Consider the following 23,017-nt stretch of genomic DNA (forward strand, 5'->3'; position numbering starts at 1 on the left):
GGCGTCGACGAGCGCCGCTGTACAGCACGAGGAACAAGGGATGTTCGCGCCGGCCAATGAAACCCACTTTGCCCTGACCATCGAAGGTCTTTCCGCTGATTTCCAGGTGTTTACCCTCACCGGTCGGGAAGCCATCAGCCAGCCTTTTGTCTTCGAGGTGGAGCTGGTCAGTGAGCAGCCGTCGCTGGACCTCGAAACCCTGCTGCACAAACCGGCCTTCCTGCAGCTGTCGCCCGACGGCAGCGGCATTCATGGCCAGATCTACCGCGCCGCGCAAGGCGATTCGGGCAAGCGACTGACCCGTTATTCGGTGACCTTGCGCCCGCAACTGTCCTACCTCGCGCACCGCATCAACCAGCGCATCTTCCAGAACCTCAGCGTGCCGAAAATCATCGGCATGGTCCTCGAAGAGCACGGCATCCAAAGCAATGCCTACGAATTCAAGACCGGCTCGATCTATCCCGAACGCATCTACTGCGTGCAATACGATGAATCGGACCTGCATTTCATTCAGCGCCTGTGCGAAGAAGAAGGCATTCACTACCACTTCCAGCACAGCGCCACGGCGCACAAACTGGTGTTCGGCGATGACCAGACGGTGTTCCCGAAACTCAAGCCGGTGGCCTACCAGCAAGATTCCGGCATGGTCGCCAGCGATCCGGTGATCAAGCGCTTCGACCTGCGACTGGAAACCCGCACCAGCCGCACCACGCGCCGCGATTACGACTTCGAAAAACCGCGCCTGACCCTGGAAAGCGAAAACCGTGGCGACGCCCTGCCCGACCTCGAAGACTACGATTACCCGGGCCGTTTCATCGACCGCGAGCGCGGCAAGCACTTGGCCAAACGCGCCCTCGAACGCCATCGCAGCGACTTCCAGCTCGCCGAAGGCAAGAGCGATCAGCCGCTGCTGGTCAGCGGCCACTTCCTCGCCCTGACCGAACACCCCAAAGCCAAGTGGAATGATCTGTGGCTGCTCACCGAAGTCCTGCACGAAGGCAAACAGCCGCAGGTGCTCGAAGAGTCGGTGACCAGCGACACCACCGCCCTGAAAGACGATTTCCATCAGGGCTATCGCAACCGTTTTCAGGCGACGCCGTGGGACGTGCCCAATCGCCCACCGCTGCGCCACCCGAAGCCGCGCATCCTCGGCAGCCAGAGCGCTGTAGTCACCGGCCCGAAAGGCGAAGAAATCCACTGCGACGAATACGGCCGCGTCAAAGTACAGTTCCACTGGGATCGAGAAGGCCAGGCCGACGACAAAACCAGCTGCTGGCTGCGCGTCTCCAGCGCCTGGGCCGGTGCCCAGTACGGCGGCATCGCCATCCCGCGCATCGGCATGGAAGTGCTGGTCACGTTCCTTGAAGGCGATCCCGATCAACCGCTGATCAGCGGCTGCCTGTACCACAAGGAAAACACCGTTCCCTACGCCCTGCCGGCGAACAAGACCCGCAGCACCTTCAAGACCCTTAGCTCCATGGGCGGTGGCGGCTACAACGAACTGCGCATCGAAGACAAGAAAGGTCAGGAGCAGATCTACCTGCACGCCCAGCGCGACTGGGATGAGAACATCGAGCACGACCAGAAAATCCGCGTCGGCAACGAACGCCACGACACCGTCGAGCAAAACAGCTACACCGAATTCAAGGCCGAAGAACACCACACCGTCTACGCCGACCGCAAAGTCGAAACCCGCGCCAACGACCACCTCACCGTCGGCGTCAACCAGCACATCAAGATCGGCACCGGCCAGTTCATCGACGCGGGTCAGGAAATCCACCTCAGCAGTGGCATGAAAGTGGTGATGGAAGCCGGCGCAGAACTGACTCTTGTCGGCGGCGGCAGCTTCATCAAGATCGACGCCGGCGGCGTAACGATGAGCGGCCCGGTGATCAACATGAACTCCGGCGGCAGCCCCGGTGTTGGTACGGGCGCCGCGCCGTTGATGCCCGGCGTGCTGAAACAGGCCGATGCCGACAAGGCTGGCCAGGTCCTGACCCCGGCGCAAATCAACACCCTCAAACGCAACGCGCCGTTCTGCGAAGAATGCGAGAAATGCAAGGCAGGTGCCTGTGCCATCTGATCGAATCACACCCAAGGACTGGCTGGCGCAACAGCCGCTACAAAACGGCGAGCGCCTGTATCTGATCATCAGCGCCGCCAGCGACGCCGACGCCCTGAAAACCCTGTACCTGACCGAGCCCACCGCCCAGCTTCTGCCGATCTGGGGCGGCACGCCCTACTCCACCTGGCAACCGGTGATGCCCTACGTCACTGAGCTCAAGTCCAACTCCGCCTTCCTGCCATGGATCGCCGAAACCGACGCCCTTGACTGGGGCTGGCTGGCGGTGTCGCGTTCAGAGCCGAACGAAGTGTTCGAACATCTGCGCAGCCTGACGCAGGTGAAGATGCCGGATGGCACCGAGGTGTTTTTCCGGTTCTGGGATGGGCGGCATATCTACCCGATTCTGCACGGCCTGGGGGAAAAGGCCGGGGAAGTGCTGCCGGTGTTTGAGCGGTATCTGATTAATGGGCAGGCGCTGGAAGTGGGCACGCGGGTGGTGCCGAAGGTCAGGGACTGGCCGTGGTGGGAGGTGCCGAAGGCTTTGCTGGATGGCTTGGGCAAGGAAAATCCCACTACGCTGATTGCCAATCTCATGCAATGGCTGGAAGAAGACCGCCCTGATATCTATACCGCCTGGCCAGAGAACAATCTCAAGCTGAAAATCAGCCGTTTCGTGCGCCGCCCGGATGCGCCGAAAAATCTTAAAGAAGCATTGTTAAATCACCTGATTCTGGAGCAAGGCTGATGGATCGCGTTGCCTTTGTTGACAACCAACTGAACACCTTCAAGGACAGTCTGAAGCTGTATCAGGAACAAACCAAAACCTGGTACGCGCGAGCGCTCGACAAGGGCAGTCGCGCCACTGACATGCCGTCCTTGTTGGGCATGGAGCGTGTCATCAAGGTTGGCAACACCAGTAAAGCCGTGAGCATGACTGACGGCAGCTTCAGCTCGAACGTGGCTCAATGTCCACTCAAAGGTCCGTTGCTGATCGAGAGCAAATTCGAATCGGTTTACGACATTCCGGTGGGTGATATCGAAGTCGAAATCGTTGCTGTGGACGGTGGCGCAGTCAGCAAGGTCAAACTCGACGCTCAAGGCAAAGCCGCCTGGACCGGCGGTGTACCCGGCAAGTTCTACCAGATCCGCGTGCATAACGAAGTGACGCCGGCGCAAATCGACGCCCTCTTCAGCTCCTACAGCGGCGTGACCGTGGATCTGGAAGGCTTCCTGCGTAAGGAATGGGCGGGCTTCAAACCCCAGTGGTCGAACCTTTCCACCTCCGGCACAGTGATGGCGGTTGGCAACGGCATACTCGAAGGTGGCTGGGAGGCCATCAAGGGTGTGTGGGACGGCATTAGCCTTGTGCTCGATATCCTTCAGGATCCGAAGAAATTCGCCAAGGATCTCGGCGCTGGCGCAGACGAGCTGATCAAAGTTGCCAAAAGCTCGCCAGACGTCATGAAAAAAGCCATGTTGCTGGCGAGTGACGAAGCAGCGCTGTTCCTGCTGGTACGCAGTGCGGTGATCTGGCTGGCAGCCTTGCCGCCGATGAAGATGGCAGGCGACGTAGCGAAAATGACCACGGCGATCGTTGTCGGTATCGCGATCGATATCGTCATCGGTGTTGTGCTGACAATCGCGGCTGAAGGCACCGGGGTTATTTATCTGGCTGCCCGACTGAAAAAGTATGGCGAACTTGTAATCAATGCAGTCATCGGCTTCGTGAAGTCGGTATTCAAGATCATCAATGGTTTTATGGAGTATGTCGCCAAGTACACCGCTGTGGCGGCGCGAGGGGTGACGGCTAAGGTTAGGAACGGGATTTCCGAGTTGCGTTTTGATGGGAAGCGTGTGACCACCGTCGAAACCCCGACAACCCGGCACGATGCCCCCGCACAATCCAAAAATCCAGATGAAAAAAGCGCAACTTGCGCAAAAAACACGTGCACTAACGGTTGCCCGGTATCCATGGTCACTGGCGAGGAGCTTTTGACGCTGACCGATGGGGAACTCGGAGGGCCTGCACCCTTTAGCTGGACTCGTCTCTATAGAACCAGCGCAGCGGAAATCGATTGTGGGCTTGGTTTTGGTTGGAGCCACGCGTTAGCGCAACGGATAGAAGTCAACGCCGACGAAGTGGTATGGACTGATCATGAAAACCGGGTGATCACGTTCCCACTTCCAAGCATTCAACGCACGGCGATAACCAATAGCCTCTCGGAAGCAGCCATCTTCATCGGGGACGATCCATCAGAACTTATTCTCACTCAGGCTGGTGAGCATGCTCAGTTCTATCACTTCCGCTACGATCGCAAAGGCGCAACACTGATAGCCATCAGTGACAAATACGACAACCGCCTTCATATCACACGCGATATTCACGGACGGATAAAACGTATCGACAATGGTGCCGGTCGTGCCTTGTTGTTGCGCTATGACCGCAAACATATTGTGGCAGTCGATTATCAACAGTTCACACCGGCAGACAATCTGGAAGATGTTTGGACCACTGTCCAGACGATCATCAGTTATGCCTACGACTCGCAACACCGCTTGATCGAAGCGAAAAACGCCGCTGGAGAAGCCGAGCGTTACGCTTATAACGACCAAAACGTCATTCTCGAGCGCCGTTTAGCCGGGGGTGCAACTTTCTATTGGGAATGGGAAAGAGAGGGCAAATCAGCTCGCTGTATTCATCACTGGGCGAACTTCTCGCAGATGGATACTCGCTACGTTTGGGATGATAAGGGAAGCGTTACCGTTACAAACGCTGACGGTAGCGAAGAGGTATACACCCATGACGACCAAGCCCGACTAGTAGCTCAAATTGATCCGGACGGAGCCGAAAATCTCAAGGCATATGACGATAAGGGACGCTTGATTGCAGAGCAAAATCCGCTCGGAGCCATAACCGAATACCGATACAACGAATCAGGACATTTGATCGCCGTTATACCTCCAGAAGACGAACCAACCGGCTACGAGTACAGCCGTGGGTTCGTAAGCAAGGTCGTTCGCGGTAGAGCAGTCTGGAAATATCAGCGCAACGATCAGGGTGATATTACCCAACAGACGGATCCGGACGGTAACACCACCTACTACAGCTATGATCGTCGGGGACGCTTGCAGGAAATCGGCCTCCCCGATGGCAGCCGTCATCAACTCGGCTGGAACAATCTCGGCCAGCTATTGGAAGAGCGGCTGCCCGATGGTAGTCAACGCAAATACCGTTACGATGCACTCGGCCGGCAGATCACCCGCCAGGACGAAAACGGTGCCATCACACACTACCAATGGAATGCCGCGAATCGGCTGGCACAGATTACTTTGCCCGCTGGAGCGACTCGGGAATTTACATACAACGCATACGGTCGAGTCACTGCCGAACGTGACGAACTTGGCCGTATCACCCGCTACGAATACGCCGATAATCTCCACCTCGTCAGCCGCCGAATCAATCCCGACGGCAGCCAACTACGCTACCGCTACGACAACTCGCGTCTGTTGCTCACTGAAATCGAAAACGAGCGCGGCGAGCACTATCACCTTGATTACTACGCCAACGGCCTGATTCAACAGGAAACCGGCTTCGATGGTCGTCGGACTGGCTACGAGTACGACCTCAACGGCCAATTGCTGAAGAAAACCGAGTTCGGCGACGACGGCAGCGAACTGGTCACCGAATATCAGCGCGATGCCGCTGGTCGTTTGCTTGTAAAAACGCTGCCCGACGGCGAAGAGATTCACTACAGCTACGACGCACTTGGCCGCCTCGTTAACGTTGACGACGGCCATTGGCCGCTCGCCTATAAATACGACCTACAAGACCGACTCATCGAGGAACACCAAGGCTGGGGCACCCTGCGCTACCAGTACGATAGCGTTGGCCAGCTCAGCCATTGCCGCCTGCCGGACGGCAGCACCCTCGACTACCGACACTTATCCGGCGGGCGCCTAAGCAGCATCGACCTCAACGGCTCCCGCCTGACCTCTCACCAGTTCAGCGCCGGTCGTGAACAGCAGCGCCAGCAAGGCTTGCTGCTCAGCCAATACCAATACGATGAACAGGGACGTCTGCAAGCTCACAGCGTCAGCCAACGGGACAAGCACCTGTTCCAGCGTCGCTACAACTACGACGCCAACGGCAACCTCGCCGGCATCGATGACAGCCGCAAAGGCAACCGCAGCTTTCACTACGATCCGCTCGACCGATTGATTAGCGTTCGTGGCGCCATGCCAGAGAGCTTCGCCCATGACCCGGCGGGCAACCTGCTTGGACAAAATGACCTGCCCGTCGCCAACCTCGCCAACGTCAAAGGCAATCGCCTGCTGATGCAAGGCGATCGCCACTACGACTACGACGCCTACGGCAACCTGATCCGCGAAAGTCGCGGCACCGGACAAAAGCTCGTCACCGAATACCGCTACGATTGCCAGCACCGCCTGATCGGCGTCAGCCTGCCGGGCGGCAGCACAGCAACCTACAAATACGACGCCTTTGGCCGCCGCATTGAAAAAAACGTCGACGGCCACACTACTGAATTCCTCTGGCAAGGCGAACGCCTGATCGCCGAGAGTGCCGAGAACCGCTACCGCAGCTACATCTACGAACCGGGCACCTTCCGCCCGTTGGCAATGCTCGACGGCGAAGGCCCGCTAAAAGCGGCCCCGTTCTATTACCAACTCGACCACCTCGGTACACCGCAGGAACTGACCGACTACAGCGGCGAGATCATGTGGTCTGCGAAGTACCGCGCCTACGGCAACCTCGCGGCACTGGACGTCAGCGAAATCGATAACCCGCTGCGTTTTCAAGGCCAGTACTTCGACGCCGAGACAGGGTTACATTACAACCGCCACCGCTACTACAATCCGGGGACTGGACGGTTCTTGACGCCGGATCCGATCAAGCTTGCAGGTGGGTTGAATAACTACCAGTACGTACCTAACCCTACGGGGTGGGTCGATCCGTTAGGATTGAATACTTGTCCAGGCGGAGATAAATGTGTTCCAGGGCAAAGCGCTGAAGTACCTGAAGAAAAAGCTAAGGTAAGGGATGGAGCCCCGCCTCCTCCTGACGTTCAATGGACAAATCATGGCAATAAACATGTGGCGCCCAAGGCTCCTTGGCCATCTGTTGTGAAATCGACCGCTAATGGAGGTGCAGCCAAATATCTACCCGGCACGGACATTGAAGCGTTAGAGCGGCACGCGTTTGTAAATGGTCAAGATGTTAACAATGGAAAGCCATGGAAAGTAATTGACATGGGAAAAACCATAGGCGCCAACGACGGAAAAGAAACGCGATACATGAGAGTGGAATTAAGTGCAAACACCATTCATGGACATCCAATATCAGAAGAATCGTTTAGAAAATTAACGAAAAAGAAGAAATAGCTTATGAATACTGAAAAGATAAAAAACATTGGCGGCAAGATAAATTTTGACGAATTAACCATCCTAGCTGGATCGAAAATCGCGCTTATCACAGATGAATTAAGGGAGGATCTTTTACAGGCTTCACTTCCGAATGAGCAAATAATAGACATTGGGTGGTATCCCGAATTCAGTGAACACGGTGCCTTCAGAATCTCATTAATCGCAAACCAAAACTGGGAATCACCTATATACACCGAAACGGCCAAAACTTGGGACGATCTTGAAAAAGCGTTAGATAACACGTTGGATAAAGTAAAAAAAACTTAATGCACTGACGCGCTCGCGTCGACTAGTCAACGTCGACGGCGGTCATTAGCCGTTTGCCTATAAATACGACCTGCAAGATCGACTCGTCGAGGAACAACCAGGCTGGGGCACCCTGCGTTACCAGTACGATAGCGTTGGCCAGCTCAGTCATTGCCGCCTGCCGGACGGCAGCACCCTCGATTACCAACATTTGGCCGGCGGGCGCTTAAGCAGTATCGATCTCAATGGTTCTCGCCTGACCACTCACCAGTTCAGCGCCGGTCGCGAACAACAACGTCAGCCAGCGCGACAAAGACCTGTTATAGCGTCGCTACAACTACGACGCCAACGGCAACCTCGCCGGAATCGACGACAGCCGCAAAGGCAACCGCAGCTTTCACTACGATCCGCTCGACCGATTGATTAGCGTTCGTGGCGCCATGCCAGAGAGCTTTGCCCATGACCCGGCGGGCAACCTTCTCGGACAAAATGACCTGCCCGTTGCGAATCTCGCCAACGTCAAAGGCAATCGCCTGCTGATGCAAGGCGATCGTCATTACGATTACGACGCCTACGGCAATCTGATCCGCGAAAGTCGCGGCACCGGCCAAAAGCTCGTCACCGAATACCGCTACGACTGCCAACACCGCCTGATCGGCGTCAGCCTGCCGGGCGGCAGCACAGCGACCTACAAATACGACGCCTTTGGCCGCCGCATTGAAAAAACCGTCGACGGTCACGTCACCGAGTTTCTGTGGCAAGGCGAACGCCTAATCGCTGAAAGCGCCGAGAACCGCTACCGCAGCTACCTCTACGAACCGGGCACTTTCCGCCCGCTGGCAATGCTCGACGGCGAAGGCCCGCTAAAAGCGGCCCCGTTCTACTACCAACTCGACCACCTCGGCACACCGCAGGAACTGACCGACTACAGCGGCGAAATCATGTGGTCGGCGAAGTACCGTGCCTATGGCAACCTCGCGGCGCTGGACGTCAGCGAAATCGATAACCCGCTGCGCTTCCAGGGTCAGTATTTCGACGCCGAGACAGGGTTACATTACAACCGCCACCGCTACTACAATTCGGGGACTGGACGGTTCTTGACGCCGGATCCGATCAAGCTTGCGGGTGGGTTGAATAGCTACCAGTACGTGCCTAACCCTACGGGGTGGGTGGATCCGCTGGGGCTGAGTTGCAAACCAGGCGCATGTCCAAAAGTTAAATCGATAAGTCCCAACGAAGTTCGCTTTTCCCAAAACAGTGTTTCCTATAATAAAGTCGACAGAACGACCGGAGAAAACTTTAGTTATGACGATCTCGTAAGCTCAATGAAGAGGAACGGATGGCAGGGTGAGCCTATTGATGTAGTGCGCATGCCCGACGGCCATCTTACAAGTATGGATAATACTCGAGTTAGAGCTGCACGCGAGGCTGGTATCAACGTAGAAGCTAGAGAATGGAAGCTAAACGATCCGTTATCTGAAAGCAATAAAGAGCGATTCGAAGTCAATGATGTAATGCCTGACACTTGGGGTGAAGCATTGCAACTCAGAATCCATAAGCAAAAGCCTAAAAGATTTGGCAATGAAAATCCATATGGATCTCACGAACTACCCAAACTGACGGGAAAAAAATGACTGTATATTTAGATATTGACAAACTACCCAACTATCCCTTCCCGAGAAAGTTTATCGAGTTCGCACAAACGGAACCGAAAATTGACATTGAGCCATGGTGGCTACTTGTCCACAAAGAAGGAAAAATCAATAGCTGGCATAATAAACTTAAAGAACTCTATCCCAAGCGTACGCTGGTACCATTTGCCAAATTCAGCGCAAACGATGATATTGCATGTTTTGATGCGGAAGATCTCTCTGGAAATCCTAGAGTTCTAATAATCCATGCATATGCATCCGAAGGGTGGGAACTACATGACGAGTACCCCCACTTTACTGACTGGCTAAAAAGAGCCATTGATATGCACAACGAGTGGAATGAAGAAGAATAGTCATGTTACAGATAACAATTCAATCCGATAGATCTATAAATTCTGGAGGCACGGTCAATGTGAGCCAAACATTATTCTCCGCCCTAAAGAAATTGAACCCACTTAAAAACATTTGATTGCTTTTTATACGTAAAACTACGGGTCTACCGTAACGTAGCCCAACATCGCGCGCTAATACCTCATTTTCGGTCAAATGAACATGATGCCTAGCTCCCTGTAATAGTCCTTCTTTCCGGATAGAATCTAGGAAGCGCGTGGCTGTGCCGTGATATAAAAATTGCGGAGGTTCTAGTTCAGAGTATTTTCGCTCCACCGACTCTGACGAATGCCCCTGTACTGCTCGAATATTTTTCCCACTCACGGATATCTCGAAACGTTTTTTATCACTGCGCGACACAATGTTAGTTATAACTTCATAGCTTATTGCCTTTCCCGCCCCCTCCGCACCTTTCACTAATGCATCTATGCTTGCCCACCCCTCAACATCCAACTGCAAGCCAATTGCTTCAGGCTTGTGACGCAACACATAACTTACAAACTTACTGAGTTCTTCAAGTGAATCATTCATATAACACCCTAAACACGAAAACTTTAGAACGCTGATAAACAATTATCAGAAACGCTTACAGAGCCAAATAAATCCGGCAACATCTTCTAACTTTTAATATACCATAACGAACCATGGTCCTGACCATTCAAAGTTTAGCCTTTGGATCTGCGATTAGAACGTTATCGACCGCTGCCTACTTAATAGCGGCTAGCCATCAAAAGGCGCGACCCTGATCGCCATCAGCGATAGCTATGGCAACCGCTAGCAAGTTACTCGCGAAATCCATGGTCGCATCAAACGTCTCGACAACGGTGCCGGCCGCGGCGTTCTACTGGGAGTGGGAAAACGAAGGCAAACTGTCTCGGTGTACACGTCACTGGGCCAACTTTTCCCAGATGGAAGCGCAATACGCCTGGGACGACAAAGGCAGCGTTACCGTTACCAACGCCGATGGTAGCGAAGAGGTCTACACCCACGATGATCAGGCGCGACTGATCAGCAAAATTGATCCCGATGGTGCCGAGCATCAAAAAGCCTATAACGACAAGGGTCAATTGATCGCGGAAAAGGACCCATTGGGCGCCGTTACCGAATACCGCTACGACGACAACGGACTGATGACCGCTGTCATCCCCCCAGAAGACGAAGCTACAACTTACGAATATATCAACGGCTTCGTCAGCGACGTTCGTCGCGGCAAAGCCAGTTGGAAGTATCAACGCAACCGACAGGGTGATGTCACTGCGCAGATTGACCCGGACGGCAATGCCACCCATTACAGCTATGACCCGCAGGGTCGTCTATTGGAAATTCGTCACCCGGACGGCAGCCGTCATCAACTCGGCTGGAACAATCTCGGTCAACTGCTTGAAGAACGCCTTTCCGACGGCGGTCAGCGCAAGTACCGTTACGATGCACTAGGCAGGCAGATCACTCGCCAGGAAGAGTCCGGCGCGATCACTCATTACCAATGGGATGCTGCCAATCGCCTTGCCCAAGTAACGCTGCCCGGCGGCGCCACTCGCGCATTCAACTACAACGCCTACGGCAATGTCACTGCTGAACGTGACGAACTTGGCCGTATCACCCGCTACGAATACGCCGACAATCTCCACCTCGTCAGCCGTCGAATCAATCCCGACGGCAGCCAACTACGCTACCGCTACGACAACTCGCGTCTGTTGCTCACTGAAATCGAAAACGAGCGCGGCGAGCATTATCACCTTGATTACTACGCCAACGGCCTGATTCAACAGGAGACCGGCTTCGATGGTCGTCGGACTGCCTACGAGTACTACCTCAACGGCCAACTGCTGAAGAAAACCGAGTTCGGCGACGACGGCAGCGAACTGGTCACTGAATATCAGCGCGATGCCGCAGGCCGCTTGCTCGTAAAAACGCTACCCGACGGCGAAGAGATTCACTACAGCTACGACGCGCTTGGCCGCCTCGTTAACGTTGACGACGGCCATTGGCCGCTCGCCTACAAATACGACCTGCAAGACCGACTCATCGAGGAACACCAAGGCTGGGGCACCCTGCGCTACGAATACGATAGCGTCGGCCAGCTCAAGCACTGCCGCTTGCCCGATGGCAGCAAACTCGATTACCGCCACCAGCCTGGCGGGCAACTCAGCAGCATCGACCTCAATGGCTCCCGCCTGACCACTCATCAATTCAACGCCGGCCGTGAACAGCAGCGCCAGCAAGGCTTGCTGCTCAGCCAATACCACTACGATGAACAGGGACGTCTGCAAGCGCACAGCGTCAGCCAACGGGACAAGCACCTGTTCCAGCGTCGCTACAACTACGACGCCAACGGCAACCTCGCCGGCATCGATGACAGCCGCAAAGGCAACCGCAGCTATCACTACGACCCGCTGGACCGCCTGATCAGGGTGCGCGGCGCCATGCCAGAGAGCTTCGCCCATGACCCGGCAGGTAACCTGCTAGGACAAAATGACCTGCCCGTCGCCAACCTCGCCAACGTCAAAGGCAATCGCCTGCTGATGCAAGGCGATCGCCACTACGATTACGACGCCTATGGCAACCTGATCCGCGAAAGTCGCGGCACCGGACAAAAGCTCGTCACCGAATACCGCTATGATTGCCAGCACCGCTTGATCGGCGTCAGTCTGCCGGGCGGCAGCACAGCGACCTACAAATACGACGCCTTTGGTCGCCGCATCGAAAAAAACGTCGACGGCCACAATACTGAATTCCTCTGGCAAGGCGAACGCCTGATCGCCGAGAGTGCCGAGAACCGCTACCGCAGTTACATCTACGAACCGGGCACCTTCCGCCCGTTGGCAATGCTCGACGGCGAAGGCCCGCTAAAAGCGGCCCCGTTCTATTACCAACTCGACCACCTCGGTACACCGCAGGAACTGACCGACTACAGCGGCGAGATCATGTGGTCTGCGAAGTACCGCGCCTACGGCAACCTCGCGGCACTGGACGTCAGCGAAATCGATAACCCGCTGCGTTTTCAAGGACAGTATTTCGACGCCGAGACAGGGTTACATTACAACCGCCACCGCTACTACAATCCGGGGACTGGACGGTTCTTGACGCCGGATCCGATCAAGCTTGCGGGTGGGTTGAATAGCTACCAGTACGTGCCTAATCCGACGGGTTGGGTGGATCCGTTAGGATTGAGTAGTAACTGCCCGGATGATAATAAACAACCGCAGGCAGCTAGCCCTGGGTCTACTACGGATAACGTTGTAAAACAGGCAGGACCTTCGGCGCCTCCGGAGCCACCGCCTATTGGTCAGGGCTATCACAACGAAGTTTATGGTAGCAAACCTGTAAAACCACAAGATGCGGTGAAGCGATGGGAAGATTTTTTAGGTGACGGGCCCTACACCAATATCCATCCGAGGACCGGACTGCCGGACAACGACAGGATCGTTTCGGCCGACGGCAAGAGGAGTATTCGATATGGTGCGCATGAAATGAATAGCAAACCCAACAAGCACCATTACCATGAAGAAACATGGACCCTGGATTTAATCAATAACGTGATGAACGTCGACAATACGGTGATACGAGTTCCGCTAGGATCGAAATAAATGAATATCACAATAACCAAGATAATCAGAAACAGTGCTAACGAAACACAGATAGAATATTCGTCAGCCTACGGAACCGGAGTTTCCACATTTATAGGTCCACCACCTAAAAAAGACCAAGCACTTGACGTTGAAATCGATATCAATGACAATTTTTCCTGGGGGAAAAATTTAACAATATCCCAAAAAAAAGCGCCCTCCATATATTACAAAAATGGTGAAACCTTTATTACAGCAGAGTTATTGACTATTGAAGATGACGGCTGCGGCGTATTAAAAATTGGCGATTGTATAGCCCTAATATCTGTCGAAAAACAAAACCAGACTTTCCCTTTGTTCGTCGATATGATATCGACGGACATTTCATTTTATCCAAACAACCTATAAACAAAAAAATTGGATCAAACCTAATTCTTAAATCTGAAAAAAAGGGGACAAATTTATTTTCTTCAAATGAAAATAAATCTGTCCCCTTTTCTACTACTACCAACTCGGCCACCTCAACACACCGCAGGAACTCACCGATTACAGTGGCGAAATCATGTGGTCGACGAAGTACCGCGCCTAGGGCAACCTCGCCGCGCTGGACGTCAACGAAATCGATCCGACCACTCTACACACCAAAAATGGTCGACGCTGTTCAGTGGCAGGTACTTAAAGACAATGGTGTCGTGACGTCTTCATTCCCGGCGGGCGACGCGCCTATGTCACCGCCAACCTAATGGGATAGATAAATGAACAGCAAGGCTTACAAAGAATATTGTCACTGGCTTGGACAGGATGAAGACTCAAGCTGGAACGAATACATTACTGAGCAGGTAGCCCAAGGAGTGCTAAAAAAGTTTGACGTAGAAGATTGGAAATTTTTGCACGAAACAATTCTCACGAAGGAAGAGTACTGGCAAGAACGAAGTGCTGCGGCGCTCGGCGAGTTGCGATCGCCTGACGCAATAGAGGTTTTAAAAAAGCTTCTTGATTCGGACTTCATCGGGGTGGCAATCGCTGCAGCATCAGAATTGGATTGAACAGAAACAATGATTGAACACGAATACTTCGAAAAGATAAAACGAATCATAGCCCAACTACCACCTGATGAAATCGATTCATACCCAGAGCTATCGAACCTGCTCAAAAAAGTCAAAAAAACATAAACAACAAATCAATCTGAGGCGAATTAAAATTATTCACCCGCCACATTAGTCCAATGGGTCACTCCCTAGAGCGAAAGTGGACAGATTTATTCCAACTGCAAAATTGAAATCAATCTGTCCGCTTTTTCGCCCCCTTTTCTTTGCACAGACTCAACATTCAAAAAACTCACGAATTGTCTGAACAACTTACAGACACGGTTCTTTGGACCAAACAGGAAAAACTGTAGAAATAAAAGAGTTCGGCATTCAAAAAACTTTCTACGACTCATCTATAATTTCCACAGAGAAAATGTTCGATACGGGTAGAGAAGCGGCAGCCAAGTGTTACCACCAAGCTCAAGCTGACGGCAATCGAGCTTACAGCGCGTCTCATGACGGAATAAATTTTCGAATCTATTTAGACGAAACCCTGACAACAGTTACAAACTTCCACCCAACGATGAAATAGTCATGAACATAAATATCAACAGCGCTCAAAAAAGCATTATCGACAATTGCCTGCTAGACCTTTCAGATTCATCTTCAATCAAAATTTCTAGTTTTCTACCCAAAGCGCTCGAAAGCCTTCTTCATTCGCAAGGTTTCGGGATCGAGATGTCTGGCATATACATTAGCACCGATAACGACCCGGAAAACATACCAGATTATTTAACTGAAGGCATTGCATTCGAATTTATGGATAGCCACGTTACCTTACCGTTCAGAGAAGCCATTTTGTATATGTTGGACTGGTACAATCATCATGGCGATATCAGAGATAAAAAACTAGATAAAATTTTTGAGGATTTGAAGGGAAAGTTTTTATAGCGATCATTGCGACCCCAAAACAATCCGCTATGTCTTATAGGAGAAACTATAGAGAAATGAGAAAGAAACTCAAATACCACCTCCAGCCAATCCGAGTGCCAAGCGGCTGGACTATAACAATCAACAATCTGTTCGAGGTTGAGCTAACACCGGAGACCATCGACTGGTTTTCCAGCTCGGTACTGATTGGAGGAGTTCGCCGAAGCACCGGGCATTGCTTTGACACTAGAGTCGAGCCTGAAGGGGACCCCAGCGGAGATTTTGTCATTGATATGCTAACGATCCAATATGACAAAACAGGCGAGCCCATCAGAGGCTCCGAAAATTTCTTAGGCGAGTTCAGAACTAAAAGCAAAAGTGCATTTATTGAAAAAATTGAAGAATTCATGATCGAGGCGTGAAAGCCAAATAATGGTCTACGCCCCCATAAAGCCAACAATTTAAAAGGCTATTAACGGTACATCCGAGCCGCCATTGCATCTCACTTATAGTGCTGCGTTTTATATAGATGTAATCGCTCTCTCGCTACGATCCAAACAAAACCCCCACAAATTGGTCACCTCGTAATTTACAATCGAACCCGATTCAGAAGGGAATTACAAACTTCGGCCTCCGTTTAAGCCCCAATTCAACGACACAGGAAAATCGCAACTCAACGCTGCGATTTCCCCCAAGAACTTTACCCCCCCGCCAACCGCACCTGCCTCTCCAACTCCACCTTCAACCCCGGCTCCAGCTTCAACTGCCGCGCCAGTTCATCCAGGTAGCTCTTCTCCATGAAATTCTCCTCATCCACCAGCATCACACTGGCGATGTACATCTCTGCCGCCATTTCCGGCGTGCTCGCGGCGCTGGCGACGTCGGTGGGGTCGAGGGGTTTGTTGAGTTCGGCGTGGAGCCAGTGTTGCAGTTCCTGGTCGTTGTCGAGTTTGGTGAATTCGCCTTCGATCAATTCGCGCTCGCGCTCGTCGATGTGGCCGTCGGCTTTGGCGGCGGCGACCAGGGCTTTGAGGATGGCCTGGCTGTGTTGTTCTACTTGCGCCGGTGGCAGGCGGTCGAGGGTTTGCGGTTCGTTTTGAGGGGCGCTGCCTTTTTGCGCGTTGTAGTTGCCGTAGGCCTTGTAGGCCAGCACGCCGAGTGCGGCGAGGCCGCCGTAGATGGCGACTTTGCCGCCGACCTTGCGCACTTTTTTGTTACCGAGCAGCAGGCCCATGGCGCCGGCCGCCAGTGCGCCTCCGCCTGCGCCGGAGAGCAGGCCGCCGAGACCGCTGGCGCCTGACGAGCCGCCGAGCAGGCCCCCCAGCCCGCCGGCAGCCGATTTGTTCGATGCACCGCCAGCCTTGTTCTGCAGCAGATCCTGGCCGGATTTGAGCAGTTGATCGAGCAATCCACGGGTGTTCATGTTCCGCCTCCAAACTGGGGTTAACCGGATCTATAAGGCCCTCAGCCTAGTGCGAAAGTGCCCGAAACGGCGGTGCGAGTGTGCTTCGAGATGTTGCTCGCGCTCGCGTCTGACCTTGAAAAATCCGATCTACACTTTAGCCCAGCGCGAAATTTCCATCGCCGTTGTCGAGATGCGCCCGATCGACCACGCTCTTGTGACCGGGTTGTCGGTCGACGAGACCGTCGTCAGGAGTGAGCTTGCTCGCGAAGAGGCCGTCACATCCGGCAGTGATGTCGCCTGACACACCGCCTTCGCGAGCAGGCTCGCTCCCACAGTTTTCAAACCGGTTTCGGCAGAACTATAGAGGACAAACCCATGCAAACCCGACTCTTGATCAACGGACAACTGGTCAACGGCGAAGGCCCTGCGCAATCGGTGCTCAACCCGGCGCTGGGCGAAGTACTGGTGGAAATCAATGAAGCCAGCGAAGCCCAGGTCGATGCTGCCGTGCGCGCCGCCGACAACGCTTTTGCCGAGTGGTCGCAAACCGCGCCGAAAGACCGCTCGCGGCTGTTGCTCAAACTCGCCGACGCCATCGAAGCCCATGGCGAGGAACTGGCGAAACTCGAATCCGACAATTGCGGCAAACCCTACAATGCCGCACTCAACGACGAGATCCCGGCGATTGCCGATGTGTTCCGTTTCTTCGCCGGCGCCAGCCGTTGCATGAGCGGTTCGGCCGCTGGCGAATATTTGCCCGGTCACACTTCGATGATCCGTCGCGATCCGGTCGGGGTGATCGCCTCCATCGCGCCGTGGAACTACCCGCTGATGATGGTCGCCTGGAAAATCGCCCCGGCGCTGGCCGCCGGTAATACCGTAGTGCTCAAGCCGTCGGAACAAACCCCGTTGACGGCGTTGCGTCTAGCCGAACTGGCGTCGGACATATTCCCGGCCGGTGTACTCAATCTGGTGTTCGGCCGGGGCGCTACCGTCGGCAGTCCACTGGTCAGCCATCCGAAAGTGCGCATGGTGTCGCTGACCGGTTCGATCGCCACCGGGTCGAACATCATTTCCAGCACCGCCGACAGCGTTAAGCGCATGCACATGGAACTGGGCGGCAAGGCACCGGTGATCATCTTCGACGACGCCGACCTCGACGCGGCGGTGGACGGCATTCGTACCTTCGGGTTCTACAATGCCGGGCAGGACTGCACCGCCGCGTGCCGGATCTACGCGCAACAAGGGATTTACGACAAATTCGTTGAAAAACTCGGCGCGGCGGTCAGCACAATCAAACACGGCATGCAGGATGATCCCTCCACCGAGTTGGGACCGCTGATCACGGCACAACACCGCGACCGGGTCGCCGCTTTCGTCGAGCGCGCCGTGGCGCAGCCGCACATCCGGTTGATCACCGGCGGCAAGGCTGTCGAAGGCAATGGGTTCTTCTTCGAGCCGACGGTGCTGGCCGACGCGCAGCAGGATGACGAAATCGTCCGCCGTGAAGTGTTCGGCCCAGTGGTTTCGGTGACCAAATTTACCGATGAAGCACAAGCGCTGGAGTGGGCCAACGATTCCGACTACGGCCTCGCCTCCTCCGTCTGGACCGCCGACACAGGCCGTGCGCATCGTCTGTCAGCTCGGCTGCAGTACGGCTGCACCTGGGTCAACACGCACTTCATGCTCGTCAGCGAAATGCCCCACGGCGGTCAGAAAATGTCCGGGTACGGCAAGGACATGTCGATGTATGGGCTGGAGGACTACACCACGGTTCGGCATGTGATGTTCAAGCACTGAAACAAGCATCGCCAGCAGGCTGGCTTCCACAGAGGAAACGCATTCTAATGCCGGAGCCAGCCTGCTGGCGATTGCGGCAGCCCCCCATTAAATAATCAGGAGGGCGTAATCAACTGGACCGAGGGGAAGTAATTACGATACCGCTTGCAATCCCTGGTCAACAACGGCAGCTTCTTCACCGCTGCATGTGCTCCGATAAAGAAATCCGCCAGCACGTTTTGCTTGCCACCACCCACTTTCCGGTAGCGTACAAACGCCTTGCCGGCCAGAAAAAGAGCAGGCCGCGGAATTTCCTGCACGACCAGCCCTAGCTGATTAACCACCTCATCCAGGGTCTCGAAAGTTGAGAACGTCTGCGACAGTTCTGCGTAAACGATTGGGTTAATCACCAGATCATGGATCAATGACTGCGACCGGAGTTGCTGAATAGACCATTCAGCCCAAACAGGATCGTCCTCCAGAACGTCGATCAATACGTTGGCGTCGACCAGAACCATCAATCATCACCCCGAAGTAACGCCATCAAATCATCGGTTCGCCACTTGATGTCCGCCTTGCCACGAACCGCATCAAATCGATCCGGTGCCGTTGTCTGCTCTCCAGCGTGTCTGGCACTGTGCAAAACCACTTCGCCCTGTTCATTGACACTGAACTCAACGGCCGAGCCCGGCGTCAGCTGAAGGGCGTCACGTATTGGTTTCGGAATAGTGACCTGGCCCTTGCTCGTCATGGTTGTCGTCATGTGGTGCTCCAAGAGTATTACTCGTATGAACAACGTAATACCTGTTACCGGGATCTGCAACCGCCACATATTGTAGGAATTCTTCCCTCAACTCGAAGGAAACGCCTACTTCAAAACCTGCCTGCATGCCCTCCATTGAACTGTGGCTAACGCGCGATGTGTTCGCTTCGAAAAAGGGGGCGGGCTTTGCAGCCCGCTCCCTTTTCAGTTTTTCTCGTTAGAACCGCGAAACACTCCGCATCGCATCCACCAGATACCTCATTGCAATCCGGTCATTCTCGGAAAGCTCTCGATAACGTTCAACCAGCTTCAACTCTTCCGAACTGAGCCGGCGTCTTCTGCGCCCGCCACCCAAGCATGGAAAGATCCCTAACATTTCGGTGATGCCGTGTATTTTTGCCATGGACGATGTCCTTCTCTGATGAGTCAAGAAACTGCTGAACCTCACATCGCCCTGCCTCTTTTGAGCAGTGTCGTGTGCCCCGCCGACACGAAGGCTTGTATCCGGTCTTGCCCATAGAATAGGAATTAAATCGGCGCTGAAAAGCAGTTTTTAGAGTAATTAATCGAAAAAAGCAGTTATGCCGTCTAAATCAGAGGGCCCTGTCAGAAAAATTACAGACATGTCTTGTTTCATTGCCAGCTGATGCCTTGCAAACAAGGCTTTTTGCTCGACAATCGAACCGATTAAGCTAGCGGGCATCTGTTTATAGTCCGTTGCGTTTGGCCGAAGGCATGACCGAACCGTAATTTCCGATCCGCTACGTGCCAGGAACGGCACGGGATTGCACACGACAGGTTGTATATATGCATCGCAGGAATTTGCTCAAAGCGTCCATGGCCATTGCGGCCTACACCGGTCTTTCGGCCACTGGCCTGCTGGCCACCCGTGCCTGGGCGGCCAATGGCGGCGCCGCCGATGGCGAGGCGCAGGCGTTCGATTTCGAAGCGCTCAAGCGTCAGGCCAAGCAACTGGCCGGCAGCGCCTATCAGGATACGAAACAGGTGTTGCCGCCCACCCTGGCGACGATGACGCCGCAGAATTTCAACGCGATCCGCTACGACGGCGAGCACTCCCTGTGGAAGGAAAACAAGGGCCAGCTGGACGTGCAGTTCTTCCACGTCGGCATGGGTTTCCGCCAGCCGGTGCGTATGTACAGCGTTGATCCGAAAACGCGCATGGCGCGCGAGGTGCATTTCCGTCCGGCGCTGTTCAACTACGAGAACACTTCGGTCGACACCCAGCAGTTGAAAGGCGATCTGGGTTTTGCCGGGTTCAAACTGTTCAAGGCACCGGAACTTGATCGGCATGACGTGGTGTCGTTTCTCGGCGCCAGTTATTTCCGTGCCGTCGATGCGACTGGCCAATATGGCCTCTCGGCGCGTGGGCTGGCGATCGACACCTACGCCAAGAAACGCGAAGAATTCCCCGACTTCACCAAATTCTGGTTCGAGACGCCGGAAAAGAACGCCACGCGTTTTGTGGTCTACGCCTTGCTCGACTCGCCGAGCGCCACCGGTGCCTATCGCTTTGATATCGATTGCCAAGCCGAACGCGTGGTGATGGAAATCGACGCGCACATCAATGCGCGTACCGCCATTGAACAGTTGGGCATTTCGCCGATGACCAGCATGTTCAGCTGTGGCACCCACGAGCGGCGTATGTGCGACACCATTCACCCGCAAATCCACGACTCGGATCGCCTGGCCATGTGGCGCGGCAACGGCGAGTGGATCTGCCGCCCGCTGAACAACCCGGCCACCCTGCAATTCAACGCCTTTGCCGACAAGGATCCGAAGGGCTTCGGTCTGGTGCAGACCGACCACGAATTCGCCAATTATCAGGACACCGTCGACTGGTATAGCAAACGTCCAAGCCTGTGGGTCGAACCGACTACCCCGTGGGGCGAAGGCTCGATCGACTTGCTGGAAATCCCTACCACCGGCGAGACGCTGGACAACATCGTGGCGTTCTGGACGCCGAAAAAACCGGTGGCCGCCGGCGATTCGCTGAATTATGGCTACAAGCTCTACTGGAGCGCCTTGCCGCCCGTGGGCACGCCGTTGGCACGGGTGCACGCGACTCGTTCCGGCATGGGTGGTTTCACAGAGGGCTGGGCACCGGGCGAGCATTACCCGAAGGTGTGGGCGCGACGCTTTGCCGTAGACTTCACCGGCGGCGGTCTCGAGCGCTTGCCGCAGGGCACCGGGATCGAACCGGTGGTGACCTGTTCGAACGGCAAGGTGCAGGACTTCAGCGTGCTGGTGCTGGATGACATCAAGGGTTACCGGATCCTGTTCGACTGGTACCCGACCAGTGACAGCGTCGAGCCGGTGGAACTGCGCCTGTTTATCCGCACCAATGACCGCACGTTGAGCGAGACCTGGTTGTACCAGTACTTCCCGCCGGCGCCGGACAAGCGCAAATATCCTTGAGGATTTGAGGCGCCAGTTCGGGCCTCATCGCGAGCAGGCTCACTCCTACAGGGGATCGCATTTCAAACCGTAGGAGTGAGCCAGCTCGCGATAGCGCCAGACCAGGCACCGATGATTTTCAGTCACCAAAAAGCCCCGACCCTCACCGGCTCGGGGCTTTTGCTTTTCTGCCTCAATCAATCTCGCAAATCAGACTCATGAATCGGCTGATCCCGGTGCGTCGCGCGTTGATACTGCGCCGGCCACACCGCTTTGCGCCCGCCCAGATCATCATCGGCATGCAGCGGCCAGTACGGATCACGCAGCAATTCCCGGGCAAGGAAAATGATATCGGCCTGACAGGTGCGCAGGATGTGCTCGGCCTGCGCCGGCTCGGTAATCATGCCTACGGTGCCAGTGGCAATGCCTGACTCTTTACGCACCCGCTCGGCAAAACGCGTTTGATAACCCGGCCCGACTGGAATCTCCGCATTGGCCGCCGTACCGCCCGAGGACACATCAATCAGGTCAGCACCCAGCGTGTGCAGGCGCCGCGCCAGCTCGACGGTTTCATCCGGGTTCCAGCCGTCTTCCACCCAGTCGGTGGCGGACACTCGTACAAACACCGGCAGTTCTTCCGGCCACACCGCCCGCACCGCCTCGGTGACTTGCAGCACCAGCCGAATACGATTTTCGAACGAACCGCCGTACTGATCCTGGCGCTGATTACTCAGCGGCGAGAGAAACTGATGCAGCAGATAACCGTGCGCAGCATGCACCTCGACCACGCTGAAACCCGCCGTCAATGCACGTTTGGCGGCATCGACGAAGGCCTGAATGACGGCGGCGATCTGCCCTTCATCCAGTTGTTTGGGTTGCGTGTGCTGCGGATCGAAAGCGATCGGAGACGGCCCGACCGGGGTCCAGCCACCCTCTTCGGGCTTGACGCTGCCGTGCTTGCCGATCCACGGCCGATGGGTGCTGGCCTTGCGTCCGGCGTGGGCCAATTGAATGCCGGCGACTGCGCCTTGAGAAGTGATGAAGCGGGTGATGCGTTGCAGGGGTTCGATCTGTTCGTCGTTCCACAGGCCAAGGTCTTCGGCGGTGATCCGCCCGTCGGCCGTAACCGCCGTGGCTTCGGTAAACACCAGACCGGCACCGCCCACCGCGCGACTGCCCAGGTGCACCAGGTGCCAGTCGTTGGCCAGGCCGTCGACGCTTGAGTACTGGCACATCGGCGAGACGGCGATGCGGTTGGGCAGGGTCAGTTGGCGCAGGGTAAAAGGTTCAAGCAGCAGACTCATGGGGCACCTCTCGAATCAGTGGGCAGGCTCCA

At 55.0% G+C, this 23,017-nt stretch carries 18 protein-coding genes and 3 pseudogenes; 15 read left to right on the forward strand and 6 right to left on the reverse strand.

The genetic code is table 11. From position 1 onward, the window contains the following. Window positions 1–40: 40 nt before the first annotated feature. From tssI to BLU24_RS23290, 6 genes and pseudogenes are all read left to right on the forward strand, one after another. Complete coding sequence (tssI, locus tag BLU24_RS23265; protein ID WP_093104357.1) at window positions 41–2,083, forward strand: type VI secretion system Vgr family protein; 2,043 nt, start codon at window positions 41–43, stop codon at window positions 2,081–2,083. Continuing rightward, window positions 2,073–2,810, forward strand: a complete 738-nt coding sequence (locus BLU24_RS23270; RefSeq protein ID WP_093104360.1) for a DUF4123 domain-containing protein — start codon at window positions 2,073–2,075, stop codon at window positions 2,808–2,810. The genes tssI and BLU24_RS23270 overlap by 11 nt, the downstream gene beginning before the upstream one ends. Continuing rightward, complete coding sequence (locus BLU24_RS23275; RefSeq protein WP_093104363.1) at window positions 2,810–7,465, forward strand: RHS repeat-associated core domain-containing protein; 4,656 nt, start codon at window positions 2,810–2,812, stop codon at window positions 7,463–7,465. Before BLU24_RS23270 ends, BLU24_RS23275 begins: the two co-directional genes overlap by 1 nt. 3 nt (window positions 7,466–7,468) lie before the next feature. Next, window positions 7,469–7,774 carry a hypothetical protein gene (locus BLU24_RS23280; RefSeq protein ID WP_093104366.1) on the forward strand — a complete coding sequence of 102 codons (306 nt, stop codon included), beginning with the start codon at window positions 7,469–7,471 and terminating at the stop codon, window positions 7,772–7,774. A gap of 19 nt (window positions 7,775–7,793) precedes the next feature. Further along, window positions 7,794–9,387, forward strand: a pseudogene (locus BLU24_RS23285) (RHS repeat-associated core domain-containing protein); the annotation flags it as partial. Next, window positions 9,384–9,758: a hypothetical protein gene (locus tag BLU24_RS23290; protein ID WP_093104369.1), complete on the forward strand. Its 375-nt coding sequence runs from the start codon at window positions 9,384–9,386 to the stop codon at window positions 9,756–9,758. The pseudogene BLU24_RS23285 and the gene BLU24_RS23290, both read left to right, overlap by 4 nt. A gap of 19 nt (window positions 9,759–9,777) precedes the next feature. On the opposite strand, the gene BLU24_RS23295 is transcribed toward BLU24_RS23290, so the two are convergent. Further along, the gene (locus BLU24_RS23295) at window positions 9,778–10,326 is read right to left on the reverse strand and encodes an RNA 2'-phosphotransferase (RefSeq protein WP_093104372.1); all 549 of its coding nucleotides are present in this window, start codon (window positions 10,324–10,326) and stop codon (window positions 9,778–9,780) included. A gap of 196 nt (window positions 10,327–10,522) precedes the next feature. On the opposite strand from BLU24_RS23295, the pseudogene BLU24_RS23300 reads away from it, so the two are divergent. The 6 genes and pseudogenes from BLU24_RS23300 to BLU24_RS23325 form a co-directional block, all read left to right on the forward strand. Continuing rightward, a pseudogene (locus BLU24_RS23300) lies at window positions 10,523–12,981 on the forward strand (RHS repeat-associated core domain-containing protein); the annotation flags it as partial. Window positions 12,982–13,382: 401 nt separating this feature from the next. Beyond that, the gene (locus BLU24_RS23305) at window positions 13,383–13,769 is read left to right on the forward strand and encodes a hypothetical protein (protein ID WP_093104375.1); all 387 of its coding nucleotides are present in this window, start codon (window positions 13,383–13,385) and stop codon (window positions 13,767–13,769) included. A gap of 91 nt (window positions 13,770–13,860) precedes the next feature. Next, window positions 13,861–13,947 (forward strand): annotated as a pseudogene (locus tag BLU24_RS23310) (RHS domain-containing protein); the annotation flags it as partial. A gap of 169 nt (window positions 13,948–14,116) precedes the next feature. Continuing rightward, complete coding sequence (locus BLU24_RS23315; protein WP_231990172.1) at window positions 14,117–14,407, forward strand: hypothetical protein; 291 nt, start codon at window positions 14,117–14,119, stop codon at window positions 14,405–14,407. Between the two features lie 576 nt (window positions 14,408–14,983). After that, the gene (locus tag BLU24_RS23320) at window positions 14,984–15,340 is read left to right on the forward strand and encodes a hypothetical protein (protein WP_093104378.1); all 357 of its coding nucleotides are present in this window, start codon (window positions 14,984–14,986) and stop codon (window positions 15,338–15,340) included. 56 nt (window positions 15,341–15,396) lie between these two features. Further along, entirely contained in the window at window positions 15,397–15,741 is a 345-nt protein-coding gene (locus BLU24_RS23325) for a hypothetical protein (RefSeq protein ID WP_093104381.1), read from the forward strand. A 278-nt stretch (window positions 15,742–16,019) separates the two neighbouring features. Here BLU24_RS23325 and BLU24_RS23330 read toward each other — a convergent pair whose 3' ends face one another. Further along, window positions 16,020–16,742 carry a tellurite resistance TerB family protein gene (locus tag BLU24_RS23330; RefSeq protein WP_093104384.1) on the reverse strand — a complete coding sequence of 241 codons (723 nt, stop codon included), beginning with the start codon at window positions 16,740–16,742 and terminating at the stop codon, window positions 16,020–16,022. A gap of 115 nt (window positions 16,743–16,857) precedes the next feature. Here BLU24_RS23330 and BLU24_RS27710 point away from each other — a divergent pair, with 115 nt between their 5' ends. Then, a complete protein-coding gene (locus BLU24_RS27710) occupies window positions 16,858–17,025 on the forward strand; it encodes a hypothetical protein (protein WP_157720871.1) in 168 nt (55 codons plus the stop codon). Window positions 17,026–17,099: 74 nt separating this feature from the next. Then, the gene (locus tag BLU24_RS23340) at window positions 17,100–18,524 is read left to right on the forward strand and encodes a gamma-aminobutyraldehyde dehydrogenase (protein WP_093104390.1); all 1,425 of its coding nucleotides are present in this window, start codon (window positions 17,100–17,102) and stop codon (window positions 18,522–18,524) included. 95 nt (window positions 18,525–18,619) lie between these two features. On the opposite strand, the gene BLU24_RS23345 is transcribed toward BLU24_RS23340, so the two are convergent. From BLU24_RS23345 to BLU24_RS23355, 3 genes are all read right to left on the reverse strand, one after another. Continuing rightward, window positions 18,620–19,021, reverse strand: a complete 402-nt coding sequence (locus BLU24_RS23345; protein ID WP_093104393.1) for a type II toxin-antitoxin system VapC family toxin — start codon at window positions 19,019–19,021, stop codon at window positions 18,620–18,622. Beyond that, complete coding sequence (locus BLU24_RS23350) at window positions 19,021–19,266, reverse strand: AbrB/MazE/SpoVT family DNA-binding domain-containing protein (RefSeq protein WP_093106915.1); 246 nt, start codon at window positions 19,264–19,266, stop codon at window positions 19,021–19,023. The genes BLU24_RS23345 and BLU24_RS23350 overlap by 1 nt, the downstream gene beginning before the upstream one ends. A gap of 217 nt (window positions 19,267–19,483) precedes the next feature. Continuing rightward, window positions 19,484–19,669 carry a hypothetical protein gene (locus tag BLU24_RS23355; RefSeq protein WP_093104396.1) on the reverse strand — a complete coding sequence of 62 codons (186 nt, stop codon included), beginning with the start codon at window positions 19,667–19,669 and terminating at the stop codon, window positions 19,484–19,486. Between the two features lie 404 nt (window positions 19,670–20,073). Here BLU24_RS23355 and BLU24_RS23360 point away from each other — a divergent pair, with 404 nt between their 5' ends. Further along, window positions 20,074–21,702, forward strand: coding sequence for a glucan biosynthesis protein D (locus BLU24_RS23360; protein WP_093104399.1), 1,629 nt, complete (start codon window positions 20,074–20,076; stop codon window positions 21,700–21,702). Window positions 21,703–21,878: 176 nt separating this feature from the next. Here BLU24_RS23360 and BLU24_RS23365 read toward each other — a convergent pair whose 3' ends face one another. Continuing rightward, window positions 21,879–22,985, reverse strand: coding sequence for an NADH:flavin oxidoreductase/NADH oxidase (locus BLU24_RS23365; RefSeq protein ID WP_093104402.1), 1,107 nt, complete (start codon window positions 22,983–22,985; stop codon window positions 21,879–21,881). Between the last annotated feature and the right edge of the window lie 32 nt (window positions 22,986–23,017).

It is taken from the genome of Pseudomonas sp. Z003-0.4C(8344-21) (assembly GCF_900104975.1).
GTDB lineage: Bacteria > Pseudomonadota > Gammaproteobacteria > Pseudomonadales > Pseudomonadaceae > Aquipseudomonas > Aquipseudomonas granadensis.